At 62.4% G+C, this 12,954-nt stretch carries 9 protein-coding genes; 3 read left to right on the top strand and 6 right to left on the bottom strand.

Annotated elements, in window-relative coordinates; genetic code table 11:
- Positions 1 to 19: 19 nt before the first annotated feature.
- Positions 20 to 1,405 carry a DHA2 family efflux MFS transporter permease subunit gene (locus BRPE64_RS06820; protein ID WP_044041325.1) on the top strand — a complete coding sequence of 462 codons (1,386 nt, stop codon included), beginning with the start codon at positions 20 to 22 and terminating at the stop codon, positions 1,403 to 1,405.
- A 63-nt stretch (positions 1,406 to 1,468) separates the two neighbouring features.
- A complete protein-coding gene (locus BRPE64_RS06815; protein ID WP_016345329.1) occupies positions 1,469 to 2,464 on the top strand; it encodes an aldo/keto reductase in 996 nt (331 codons plus the stop codon).
- Between the two features lie 25 nt (positions 2,465 to 2,489).
- Here the strand turns inward: BRPE64_RS06815 and rarD are convergent, their stop codons facing one another.
- Positions 2,490 to 3,365 (bottom strand): EamA family transporter RarD, encoded by an 876-nt coding sequence (rarD, locus tag BRPE64_RS06810; RefSeq protein ID WP_016345328.1) that lies wholly within the window; start codon positions 3,363 to 3,365, stop codon positions 2,490 to 2,492.
- 247 nt (positions 3,366 to 3,612) lie between these two features.
- Between rarD and BRPE64_RS06805 the strand changes: the two genes are divergently transcribed.
- Positions 3,613 to 4,668 (top strand): AI-2E family transporter, encoded by a 1,056-nt coding sequence (locus tag BRPE64_RS06805; protein WP_016345327.1) that lies wholly within the window; start codon positions 3,613 to 3,615, stop codon positions 4,666 to 4,668.
- Between the two features lie 63 nt (positions 4,669 to 4,731).
- On the opposite strand, the gene BRPE64_RS06800 is transcribed toward BRPE64_RS06805, so the two are convergent.
- The 5 genes from BRPE64_RS06800 to BRPE64_RS06780 form a co-directional block, all read right to left on the bottom strand.
- Positions 4,732 to 6,255, bottom strand: a complete 1,524-nt coding sequence (locus tag BRPE64_RS06800) for a SpoVR family protein (protein ID WP_016345326.1) — start codon at positions 6,253 to 6,255, stop codon at positions 4,732 to 4,734.
- A 134-nt stretch (positions 6,256 to 6,389) separates the two neighbouring features.
- Positions 6,390 to 7,655: a YeaH/YhbH family protein gene (locus BRPE64_RS06795; RefSeq protein WP_016345325.1), complete on the bottom strand. Its 1,266-nt coding sequence runs from the start codon at positions 7,653 to 7,655 to the stop codon at positions 6,390 to 6,392.
- A 273-nt stretch (positions 7,656 to 7,928) separates the two neighbouring features.
- The gene (locus BRPE64_RS06790; RefSeq protein ID WP_016345324.1) at positions 7,929 to 9,851 is read right to left on the bottom strand and encodes a PrkA family serine protein kinase; all 1,923 of its coding nucleotides are present in this window, start codon (positions 9,849 to 9,851) and stop codon (positions 7,929 to 7,931) included.
- A gap of 419 nt (positions 9,852 to 10,270) precedes the next feature.
- Positions 10,271 to 11,032 (bottom strand): 2-keto-4-pentenoate hydratase, encoded by a 762-nt coding sequence (locus BRPE64_RS06785; protein WP_044041323.1) that lies wholly within the window; start codon positions 11,030 to 11,032, stop codon positions 10,271 to 10,273.
- Between the two features lie 117 nt (positions 11,033 to 11,149).
- Positions 11,150 to 12,898: a methyl-accepting chemotaxis protein gene (locus BRPE64_RS06780; RefSeq protein ID WP_016345321.1), complete on the bottom strand. Its 1,749-nt coding sequence runs from the start codon at positions 12,896 to 12,898 to the stop codon at positions 11,150 to 11,152.
- Positions 12,899 to 12,954 lie beyond the last annotated feature (56 nt).

The raw sequence follows: 12,954 nt of genomic DNA, 5'->3' as shown, positions 1-12,954 counted from the left end.
CAGCAAAACCGCCTTTCTCATGACCAGACAGTCTTCGCACACGGCACTTCTTTGGATCGTCGCCGTGGGCTTTTTCATGCAGGCGCTCGACACGACTATCGTGAACACGGCGCTGCCCTCCATCGCGCGCAGTCTGCACGCCGCGCCGCTCGGCATGCAGTCGATCGTCGTCGCCTATACGCTCACGATGGCGTTGCTCACGCCGGCCTCCGGCTGGCTCGCCGACCGCTTCGGCACGCGCCGCGTCTATGCCGTGGCGATTTCGCTCTTCGTGGTCGGCTCGCTCGCCTGCGCAAGCGCGCACACGCTGAACCAGCTCGTGCTCGCGCGCGTGCTGCAAGGCATCGGCGGCTCGATGCTGCTGCCGATCGGACGCTTAGCCGTGCTGCGCGCGGTCTCCGGCGAAGCGTATGTCTCGGCGCTCGCGATGATCTCCGTCGCCGGACAGGTCGGCCCGATTCTCGGCCCGACGCTCGGCGGCTGGTTCGTCGAATCGTTCTCGTGGCACTGGATCTTCCTGATCAACGTGCCGATCGGCGCGCTCGGCATTTATGCCGTGCAGCGCTTCCTGCCGAACGACACGGTTCACGACGCGCCGCCCTTCGACTTCGTCGGCTGCGGTCTGCTGTCGATGTGCATGGTGTCGTTTTCGCTCGCGCTCGATTCTCCCGTCGAGACGCATCGCGGCGCGGTGTCGGCGGCGCTGTTCGCGCTCGCGGCGGTGTCGGCGTTCGCGTATATCCCGCACGCGCGGCGCAAGCGCAATCCGCTCTTTCATCTCGGGCTGTTCAGCGAGCCCAACTTCAGCGTCGGGCTGATCGGCAATCTGCTCTGCCGCATCGGTTCGAGCGCGGTGCCTTTCCTGCTGCCGCTTCTGATGCAGCTCGAACTCGGCTACAGCCCGCTGCATTCCGGCCTGATGATGCTGCCCATCGCGATCGCCGGCACGCTCAGCAAGCGCTGGATCGCGCAACTCGTGAAGCGCTACGGCTACGACACGTTCCTGCTGGTGAACACGGCGCTCGTGGGGGCGTCGATCGTCGCGTTCGCGGCGTTTTCGCCGTCGTTGCCGCTGGCGATCGAAATCGCGATTCTCGTCGTGTTCGGCGCATCCAACTCGATGCAGTTCGCCGCGATGAACAGCGTCACGCTCAAAGGCCTCTCGATCAAGGACGCGGGCAGCGGCAACAGCCTGTTCTCGATGGTGCAGATGCTCGCGATCGGCCTGGGCGTGTCGATCGGCGGCTCGCTCGTACAGGTGTTCCAGGGGCCGTTCTCGACCGCGGCCGGCTTCAGGCTCAGCTTCGTGTGCATGGGCGTGGTGACGCTTCTGTCGGGCCTGGTGTTCCGCCGGCTCGATGCCGCGCCGCAAGCCGCCGTGCCGGTGCGCGCGGGCACGTCCTAGCCGTTGCGGCTATCCTGTCCGTCGCAGCGGATTCAACCGGGTCTCTTTCTTCTGGAGCGCAACGTGCAATACGGCAAATTCGGCAATACCGGTCTCACCGTCTCACGTCTTACGCTCGGCACGATGACCTTCGGCCTGCAAACCGAGGAAGACGTGTCGCGCAGCATCATGGACCGCGCGGCGGCCGCGGGCGTCAATTTCATCGATACGGCGAATGTCTATCCGCTCGGCAGCGGCCACGATCTGGCGGGCCGCACCGAAGAGATCGTCGGACGCTGGCTCAAAGGCCGGCGCGACCAGTTCATTCTCGCGACCAAGGCGGTGCATGAAATGGGACCGCTTGCGTGGAACAAGGGCGCGTCGCGCAAGCATCTGCTCGATGCGATCGACGCGTCGCTCAAGCGCCTGAACACCGATTACGTCGATCTGTACCAGCTTCACAACGACGATCACGACACACCGCTCGACGAAATGGTCGAAGCGCTCGACATCATCGTGAGGCAAGGCAAGGCGCGTTATATCGGCGTGTCGAATTTTCTGGCGTATCGCCTGGCGCGCGCGCTCGGCCGCTCGGATGTGCTGCGCGCGGCGCGCTTCGTTTCCGTGCAGCCGCGCTATAACCTGCTGTTCCGTCAGATCGAGCGCGAGTTGCTGCCGCTCGCGACCGAAGAAGGACTCGCCGTGATTCCGTACAACCCGCTCGCGGGCGGTCTGTTGACCGGCAAGCACAGCTACGGCGCGGGTCCGGGCGAAGGCCGTTTCACCAGCGCGGTCGGCAAGGCGGGCGCGATGTACACGCAGCGCTACTGGCACGAGCGCGAGTTTCACACGATCGAGGAAATCAACCGGATCGTCACGCCGACGGGACGCTCGCTCGCAAGCACGGCGCTCGCGTGGGTCTTGGCGAATCCGGCGGTGACTTCGGCGATCATCGGCGCGAGCCGGCCCGATCAGTTGAACGAGACGCTCGCGGCGGTCGATCAGCCGATCGATCCGGAGATCAAGAAGAAGCTCGACGAGGCGACAGTCGAGTACCGTTTCGGCGACGCGCTGCGCTGAACACGCCGGCCCGGCGCGGCCTTCTTTAAGCGCGGGCCGCGCGCGCCCGGTAGATGCCTTCGAGCGAATACAGCGCGAGCGCGGCCCAGATCGCGCCATAGCCGATCAACTGATCGTGGCCAAAGAATTCCTGATAGATCACAACACCGATCAGCAATTGCAGCGTCGGCGTGATGTACTGGATCAGTCCGAGCATCGACAGCGGAATGCGCCGCGCGCCCGCCGCGAAAAGCAGCAGCGGCACGGCGGTCACGGGTCCCGCCGCCGCGAGCAACAGCTTGACGCCAGGCGAAGCATGCGTAAAACCGCTGCCGCCGTGCATGTTCAAAAACAACAGATACAGCAGCGCGACGGGACACAACAGCATGGTTTCGAGCGTGAGCCCTTCGAGCGCGCCGAGCGACGCGGTCTTGCGCAGCAGCCCGTAGCCGCCGAAAGTCAGCGCGAGCGCGAGACTGATCCACGGCGGCGCGCCGTTCGCCCACGTGAGCCACGCGACGCCCAACGCGGCGATCGTCACCGCAATCCACTGCACCGGCCGCAGACGCTCGTGCAGAAAAGCCATGCCGAACAGCACGTTGACGAGCGGATTGATGAAGTAGCCGAGACTCGCCTCGACGATGCGCCCGGCGTTCACCGCCCAGATATAGATGCCCCAGTTGGCCGAGAGCAGCACGGCGCTCGCCGCGAAGCGCGCGAGCAGGCGGCGGTCGCGCAGCACGGGCCCGAGCCACTTCCACTGCAAACGCACGGTCAGCACGATCAGCAGAAAGAGCATCGACCACGCCATGCGGTGCGCGAGCATCTCCAGTGGGCCGATCGAATGCAAGGCCTTGAAGTAAATCGGGAAAAGGCCCCAGATGGCAAAGGCCGCGAATGCGTAGACGACGCCTGGATTCATTATTCGATGCGTTGAGCGGCGCCGCCGTCCGATCGGAAAGCGTTCCGCAAGGGGAATGGAAGCCGAATTTTAATCGACGGCTTGCGCTGGCTCCATCGACGGTCACAGCCTTTTGCAAACTGTTTCGCGAACCCCTGGCCGATTTCTTGCTCGAACCCTGAGCGCTGAAAATCCGCCAGACCGCCAAAACCGGCCGAACCCAGGCCGCGATTGCCGTCGGCGATCCCGTTCCCCCTCTTCCTCGCCAATGAACAACCACACTGTCCATCAGAGCTTCTTCCATATCCTGCTGTTCGTCGTGACGCTCGCGCTCGGGTGGGTGTTGCTGCCGTTTTTCGGGGCGATCTTCTGGGGCGCGATCCTCGCCATCCTGTTTCAGCCGATGCAGCGCTATCTCGCCGCGCGTTTCGGCAAGCGCCGTAATCTCGCCGCGCTGACGACGCTGGGCGCCGCGATTCTCATCGTCATTATTCCGCTTGCGATCGTGGCGGTCACGCTTGTGCAGGAAATCGCGCTCGTCTACGCGCGTATCAAGAGCGGCGATCTGAACTTCGGACTCTACTTCCAGCACGTGCTGCATGCGTTGCCGGCGTCGGTGCAGCAACTGCTCGGGCGCTACGGGCTAGACGACATCCCCGGCGTGCAGCGCCGGCTCATGGAAGGCGCCACGCAGATCAGCCAGTTCGCGGCGACGCAGGCGCTGTCGATCGGACAGAACACGTTTCAGTTCGTCGTGAGCTTCGGCGTGATGCTTTATCTCGTGTTCTTTCTGCTGCGCGATGGCGGCGAAATCGGCCGGCGCATTCGCCGCGCGATTCCGCTCGATCCCGAACCGAAGCAACATCTGATCGCGAAGTTCACTACCGTCGTGCGCGCGACGGTCAAGGGCAACATCGCGGTCGCGGCCGTGCAGGGCTTGCTCGGCGGGCTGATCTTCTGGATTCTCGGCATCAGCGGCTCGCTGCTGTGGGGCGTGCTGATGGCGTTTCTATCGCTGCTGCCCGCGGTCGGCGCGGCAATCGTGTGGGCGCCCGCCGCCATCTACTTTTTCATGACGGGGCAGCTTTTGAAGGGGCTGATTCTCGTCGTGTTTTGCGTTGTCGTGATCGGACTTGTGGACAACGTGCTGCGCCCCATTCTCGTCGGCAAGGACACGAAGATGCCCGACTGGGTCGTGCTCATCTCGACGCTCGGCGGCATGGCGCTCTTCGGCATCAACGGCTTCGTGATCGGCCCGTTGGTCGCGGCGCTGTTCATGGCAAGTTGGGATTTGTTTTCGCAGGACGAGGCCGCTCAACCGTAAGCCACAAAAAAACCGGCTCTGAATCAGAGCCGGTTTAGACAGCGTGGTTGGTGTGCGCGTCGTTCAGCGTGAATTCGGCGCGACGTACTTGCACTCGAAGCGCTTCCTGACCGTGCCGTTTTCATCGACGCTTTCCAGATACACATCGAACTGCCACAAGCGCGCCATGTGCTTGAGTACTTCGTCGCTGTCGTTCGACAGATGCCGGTTGTCGGTCATGAAGTGACGCAGCGTCAGACTGCGGTCGCCGCGCGTGTTGACCGAATACACCTGAATATTCGGCTCGCGGTGATGAATGTCGTACTGCCGCGACAACGCCTGACGCACATAGCGATAGCCGCTGCCGTCGTGGATCGCCGAGACTTCGAGGGCGTCGCGCATGTCGTCGTCGAGAATCGAGAAGAGACGCATCTCGCGAATCAGGTGCGGCGACAAATACTGCGCGATAAAGCTCTCGTCCTTGAAGTTGCGCATTGCGTAGTGCAAGGACTCCAGCCAGTCGCTGCCCGCGAGTTCCGGGAACCACTCGCGGTCTTCGTCCGTCGGGTTTTCGCAGATGCGGCGGATGTCGCTCATCATCGAAAAGCCGAGCGCGTACGGGTTGATGCCGCTGTAATACGGCTTGGTCACCGGCGGCTGATACACCACGTTCGAATGCGAATGCAGGAACTCCATCATGAAGCCGTCTTCGAGGCGGCCTTCGTTGTAGAGCGTGTTGAGCAGCGTGTAGTGCCAGAACGTGGCCCAGCCTTCGTTCATGACTTGCGTCTGACGCTGCGGATAAAAATACTGCCCGACCTTGCGCACGATGCGGATCACTTCCCGCTCCCACGGCTCCAGCAGCGGCGCGTTCTTTTCCGCGAAATACAGCAGGTTTTCCTGCGGTTCCGGCGGATAGCGGCTTTCGGTTTCCTCGGGCGATGCCTCCTTGCGGTTCGGCAGCGTGCGCCACAGTTCGTTGACTTGCGATTGCAGATACGCCTCGCGCTCGCGCCGCATCGCCGCTTCCTTCGCGAGCGACAGCTTTTGCGGGCGCTTGTAACGGTCCACGCCGTAATTCATCAGCGCGTGGCACGAATCGAGCAATTCCTCGACGCGATCGAGCCCAAACCGCTCCTCGCATTCCGCGATGTAGTTCTTCGCATACACGAGGTAGTCGATGATGGCGTGCGCATCCGTCCACAGCCGGAACAGATAATTGCCCTTGAAAAACGAGTTGTGCCCGTACGCCGCGTGCGCGATAACGAGCGCCTGCATCGTCATGGTGTTCTCTTCCATGAGATACGCGATGCAGGGATTCGAGTTGATGACGATTTCGTACGCGAGGCCCATCTGCCCGCGCCGGTAGCCCTTTTCGGTCGAGAGAAAATGCTTGCCGAACGACCAGTGCCGATAATTCACCGGCATGCCGACCGAGGCATAGGCATCCATCATTTGCTCGGAGGTGATGATCTCGAGCTGGATGGGATAGACGTCGAGCCCGTAACGATTGGCGACGCGCGAAATTTCGGCGTCGTATTCCTCGATCAGCTCGATGGTCCAATCCGACGGGAATGGAAGTGGTCGCCGCTTTTCTGCAACATTCATTCTGCCTTCCTCGCGCGCCTCGTGCTGCTCTGCGGACGCATTGCGTTGCCCGTCTTCGGGCCCGAGCCTGGAAGTAACACGATCGTCCGTGCTCTCCAGCTGATAACCCCGCGTCTCGTTATGCGCCTCTCTCGTCATGCGGCCGCCTGTTGCTTCTCGAACAGTTCGCGGAACACCGGGTAGATGTCCGCCGCCGAATCGACTTTCTTCATGGCCAGCTCGGGCGCGCCCATGGCAAGCTGAGCATACTCCAACCAGAGATTCTGCTCTTCTGGCGCAACTTGAATATAGGCAAAATACCGGACCTTCGGCAGGATGTCGTCGGCGAGCAGCTTGCGGCACTTCGGCGAGTCGTCGGTCCAGTTGTCGCCGTCCGAGGCCTGAGCCCCGTAAATGTTCCATTCGGACGGCGAATAACGCTCGTCCATGATCTTCTTCATGAGTTCGAGCGCGCTCGACACGACCGTGCCGCCGCTTTCCGTCGAATGGAAGAAGGTGTCCTCGTCCACTTCCTCGGCGCGCGTATGGTGCCGAATGAAGACGACCTCGATCTTTTCGTAATTCCGCTGCAGGAACAAATACAGCAGGATGAAGAATCGCTTCGACAGGTCTTTGCGCTGTTCGTCCATCGAGCCGGATACGTCCATCAGACAGAACATGACCGCCTTGCTCGACGGCGTCGGCTGCTTGACGCGGTTGATGTAGCGCAGATCGAACGGATCGATGAACGGAATGCGCGTGATCCGGCCCTGCATGATGACGATATCCGCCTCCAGCCGGGCGATTTCTTCGGCGTCGGCGTTTTCTGCCTTCAGTTCTTCGAGCTGACGCTCCAGCTCGCGCAACTGCGTGGCAAGCGGCCAGCCGAGCGCGATGCGCCGCCCGAGCGCGGAGCGCAGCGATCTCACCACATCGATATTGTTCGGCGTGCCCTCCGCCGCCCAGCCCGCGCGGACGTTTTTCCACGTCGGCACGGCGAGCAGTTGCGTCTTGACGAGGCGCGGCAGTTCGAGGTCGTCGAAGAAGTACTGCATGAACTCTTCGCGCGACAGTTCGAAGACGAAATCGTCCTGGCCCTCGCCCTCGTTGCTGGCGCTCTTGCCGCCGCCGCCCGCGCCACCCGGCGGACGCGGAATCTTGTCGCCGCGAATGTAATCGGCGTTGCCCGGATGGACGTACTCGCGCTTGCCGCCCGGTCCGTGACGGAACGAGGGCTCGGAGATGTCCTTCTTGGGAATGGTGATGCTCTGGGTGCTTTGAATGTCTTTGATGCTGCGATCGCGCACCGCGTCGGACACCGCGCGGCGAATGTAACTCTTGACGCGTCGCAGAAAGCGTTCGCGGTTGGCGATGCTCTTGTTCTTGCCGGCTAACCTGCGGTCGATGATTTGGTGCAGCACATCCAGTCTCCCGCGTTATTGGCGAGGGGGCGAGGCGCTGCGCGAAACTTGAGGCCGTGTGCGGCCGGTTGTGCAGCGTCTCTGTCTCGCAAACTGTCCACTGTGCCGGACGGGCGCAATCCGCGCGCCCGGCGATAGTGACATCTTAACTCCCGCGCTGCGCGGGACCGGAGCCGGCTACCGTACGCTTTGGTGCACCCGCTCCGACCGACGGGTGTCGCGAAGGCCTGAGCCGTTCGCGTCACCCTCACGACATTACATCACGACGTTACATTACGACGATTTGCGCACGCGCAGATACCAGTCGCACAGGAGACGCACCTGCTTCGGCGTGTAGCCCTTGGCGACCATACGGTTGACGAAGTCTTCGTGCTTGCGTTGCTCTTCGGCCGAACCCTTCGCGTTGAACGAAATCACCGGCAGAAGTTCTTCGGTGTTGGAGAACATCTTCTTCTCGATCACCACGCGCAGCTTCTCGTAGCTGATCCACGCCGGGTTCTTGCCGCCGTTCGCCGCCCGCGCACGCAACACGAAGTTCACGATCTCGTTGCGGAAATCCTTCGGGTTGCTGATGCCCGCGGGCTTCTCGATCTTCTCCAGCTCGGCATTCAACGCTGCGCGGTCGAAGCTCTCGCCCGTGTCGTGATCGCGGAACTCCTGATCCTGAATCCAGAAATCGGCATACGTCACATAGCGGTCGAAGATGTTTTGTCCATACTCCGAGTACGACTCGAGATAAGCAGTCTGAATCTCCTTCCCGATGAATTCCGCGTAGCGCGAAGCGAGCACGTCCTTGATGAACGACAGATACTTCTGCTCCGTCTCCGGCGGGAACTGCTCGCGTTCGATCTGCTGTTCGAGCACGTACATGAGATGCACGGGATTCGCCGCGACTTCGGATGAGTCGAAGTTGAAGACGCGCGACAGGATCTTGAACGCGAAACGCGTGGAGACACCCGTCATGCCTTCGTCGACGCCCGCGTAATCGCGGTACTCCTGATACGACTTCGCTTTCGGGTCCGTGTCCTTGAGGTTCTCGCCGTCGTAGACCTGCATCTTCGAGAAGAGGCTCGAATTTTCCGGCTCGTGCAGACGCGTGAGCACGGCCATCTGCGCCATCATCTTGAGCGTGCCCGGCGCGCACACCGCTTCGGCCAGCGACGAGTTGCGCAGCAGCTTTTCGTAGATCTTGATCTCTTCGCCGTAGCGCAGGCAGTACGGCACCTTCACGACGAAAATACGATCGAGCAATGCCTCGTTGTTCTTGTTGTTGCGGAACGCCTTCCACTCCGACTCGTTCGAGTGAGCAAGGATGACGCCGTCGAACGGAATCGCGCCGAAGCCTTCCGTGCCTTTGAAGTTGCCTTCCTGAGTCGCGGTGAGCAGCGGATGCAGCACCTTGATCGGCGCCTTGAACATTTCGACGAATTCGAGCAGGCCCTGATTCGCGAGACACAGACCGCCGGAATAGCTGTAGGCGTCAGCGTCGTCCTGCGAATAGGTTTCGAGCTTGCGGATATCCACCTTGCCGACGAGCGAGGAGATGTCCTGATTGTTCTCGTCGCCCGGCTCCGTCTTCGCAATACCGATCTGCCGGAGGATGGACGGATAGCGGCGCACCACGCGGAACTTGCGGATGTCGCCGTTGTACTCGTGCAGGCGCTTGACGGCCCACGGCGAGAGAATGCTCTTGAGGTAGCGGCGCGGAATGCCGTACTGCTCTTCGAGGACCGGGCCGTCTTCGTCGTAATCGAACAGGCCGAGCGGCGATTCGTTGACGGGCGAGCCCTTGAGCGAATAGAACGGCACGCGTTCCATGAGTTGCTTAAGTCGTTCGGCGATCGACGACTTGCCTCCACCCACCGGACCCAGCAGATAGAGGATCTGCTTCTTCTCTTCCAGACCCTGAGCCGCGTGCCGGAAGTACGACACGACGTTCTCGATCACCTCCTCCATTCCGTAGAATTCACGGAACGCGGGATACACCTTGATGACCTTGTTCGCAAACGTACGCGACAGCCGCGGATCGAGCCGCGTATCGACGAATTCGGGTTCCCCGATGGCCGTCAACATGCGTTCGCCCGCTGTTGCATATGTGGCAGGATCTTCTTTGCAGAGCGCGAGATACTCTTCGAGCGAGAATTCCTCCTCGCGGGTTTTTTCGAAGCGGGTCGCGAAACTGCTGTAGATATCCATGCTACCTCCTCGCCGAAGTCAGAAAGCTATGTCGTGCGCAACGCGCGTAATCGAAACGACATCGCTTGAAATCATCCTAAACCCTTTCGAATTTTTTTTCACGCACTTGCGTTGTTCATTTGCTTCGAAGTATTCCTAGCTTGGTGAGTTATTTTCGTTCACCTACAATCCTTATCCCGATGTCCATATCGTGTTGCCCTCCTTCTCCCCTGCCTGTTCGTTGCACCTCGCTCTCGCGCACTTAAGAGCAGTGCCCATCCGCCATTGAGACGCCTGTATCGTGCTGGCGCACGCTCGCACATCATCAGCTGACATACGTGTGCGCAAGCGCGCCGGATGCAGCGTTTTCATATGCATGCGGCAATGCGCGGCATCGTCAATACCCGTTCGCGATGTATGGTATTTCGCCGGCGCCTCGTTCATGCGAGCACCAGTTCCAGTTCGCCGATGCGGTCGATCGAACCATGCAGCATCGCCGGTCCTTCCACGCGGTATGCGCCCGTATAAGAGCCCGTGGTAATGGTCCAGAACGGTTCGACCGTCAATCCCATACGGGAACAATGGTTGACGAGCCAGAGCAGCAATTCGCGCGGGTCTCCCGCCGGATTGCCGAACGCGGCGGGCGCAATGGGCACGCCGTCGAGCGTGAATTCGAGGCGCGGAGTGAGAAAGTCGAAGCCGGGCGCGACGACGTCGTACGGCTCCATGCCCGAGACGACGAGCGCGCCGTTGTTCTGCGAATCGGCGAGTTGCGCGAGCGGGTCGAGATTGGGCCATTGCGCGAAACGGCTGTCGACCACTTCGAGCGCGACCGCAACGCCGCCGATGGCATCGAACACTTCCTCGCGCGTGTAAGGTTCGATCCTGGCAGGCAGCGCGTAGGCGAAGCAAAACGCAATTTCGAGTTCCACCAGCACGCGAAAGAACGCGTCGAACGGCAGGCGCGCGGGGCTCGCATAAACGAGCGCCGCATCGATGGGCGCGCCCGTGGCGAGCGCGTCCGGCGCGCGCGCGCCGATCTTCCACGCGCCGATGCGCGCGTCCGTCGCTCTCAGCATCTCGTGCTGGATGGCGTACGCGGTCGGCGCGTCGGCGGGAATGTCGGCGGGCTCCAGCACTTCGATCAGCCGATGCCGGGCGCGGGCTTCCGCAAGCTTCGCGGCGAGTGTCGATCCGGTCATGTCGATGTCCTCGTGTGAACGGTGACGCACACCCGCCAGTGTACGGGTTACCGGATCGACGTTGCTCGCCCGCTTGGCGTTTCATGCGCGATGACAGTCCGCCATCGCGTTTCAACTTCAGAACGTTTCCCAGTCGCCGTTCGCCTCGGACATCGCCGCCGTCTTTGCAGCAGGCGCGGGAATGGCCCCGGCCGTGGTGCGCCGTTGCGGTGCGTGCGCAGGCTTGCTCTGAGGCTTCATCGCGGCCTTGGCGACGACAACCCTTGCATGCGATGCAATCGCCGACGCGTGTACGGGTGCCGGTGCGGCGGCCATCGATGCCGCGCCGTCCGTCACCTGAAACACCGCGACCGCCTGCCGCAGCCGCCCGGCCTGATCTTCCAGCGACTGCGCGGCGGCCGCCGCTTCCTCGACGAGCGCGGCGTTCTGCTGCGTCACTTCGTCCATCTGCGTGACGGCGCGCGACACCTGCTCGATGCCGCTCGACTGCTCCTCCGACGCCGCCGCGATCTCGCCCATGATGTCGGTCACGCGCTGCACCGCGCCGATGATCTCGGTCATCGTGCGGCCGGCTTCGTCGACGAGCGTCGAGCCGGTTTGCACCCGCGCCACCGACGTGTCGATCAGCTCCTTGATCTCCTTCGCCGCCGCCGACGAGCGTTGCGCGAGACTGCGCACCTCGCCCGCGACGACCGCGAAGCCGCGCCCTTCCTCGCCCGCGCGCGCGGCTTCGACCGCCGCGTTGAGCGCGAGAATATTCGTCTGGAACGCGATGCCTTCGATGATCGAGATGATGTCCGCGATCTTCGACGAACTGCGGTTGATTTCGCCCATCGTATCGACGACCTGGTTCACGACCGCGCTGCCCTTGCCCGCGATCTCGGACGCGTTCGCCGCGAGCGCGCTCGCCTGGCGGGCGTTGTCGGCGTTCTGGCGCACGGTGCCGGTCAGCTCTTCCATGCTCGACGCAGTTTCCTGCAACGCGGACGCCTGCTCTTCCGTACGCGATGACAGATCGGTATTGCCCGCCGCAATCTGCTGCGTGGCGGAGGCGATGGATTCGCTGCCCGAGCGCACGGTACGCACCGTGGAAAGCAGGCTTGCGCGCATTCTGGCGAGGCCTTCGAGCAGAAGTCCCATTTCATCGCGCGACGTCACGACGACTTCGCGGCGCAGATCGCCCGCGGCGATTGCATCGAAGTGGCCGAGCGCGGCTTCGAGCGGACGCGCAATCGCACGCCGCAGCGACACCCACGCGAACGCCGCCGCCGCGATGCCGAGCGCGATCGCCGTGAGACTCAGCGCGCGGAACCACTGATAACGCTCTTGCGCCTCGTCGTAGCTCGTTTTCGATGCTTCGGTCAGGAACTTGCGCAGCGCGTCGTTCGCGTTGGCGAGTTCGTTGTAGGTCGACTGCATCGCCTTGGCATTCGCGATGATGCCGTCGTGATCGTTCGCCATGACCGCCGCCACGCCCTTATCGACGATCGCCTGCAGCGCGAGGCGCTTTTCCTGCGTGGCGTCCGCGAGGCGCTTCTCGCCGGACGATTGCGGCAGCGACACGTACTCTTTCCAGTAACCGTCGGCGCGCTCGCGCATCATGCGCGCGCGTTCGACTGTGGACGCCACTTCCGGCGTGCCCGCGAGCAGCGCCGCGCGATCGAACACGAGCCGCTCGCGCGCCGCATACATTTCCGCGTTGCCGACCGCGATCGCCGCGGGCATCTGCACCGAATAGGTGTCGAGAAACGCGCCGTTCGAGTGGCTCATGCCGGTGAGCCCGAGTGCGCCGATCGAGATGAGCAGCGCGCCCAGAAACGCCATGGAGATGCCGAGGCGCGCCTTGATCGTCAAAGCCTTGTTCATTGAGTTGTCCCTGTGCCGCAGCGAGCGGATCTTTCAGCCGTTTTTGAGGCGATCGA

The sequence above is a fragment of the Caballeronia insecticola genome, assembly GCF_000402035.1.
Lineage (GTDB): Bacteria > Pseudomonadota > Gammaproteobacteria > Burkholderiales > Burkholderiaceae > Caballeronia > Caballeronia insecticola.
Note: the sequence above shows the minus strand (reverse complement) of the source record. Positions and strands in the feature narration are given on the sequence as shown.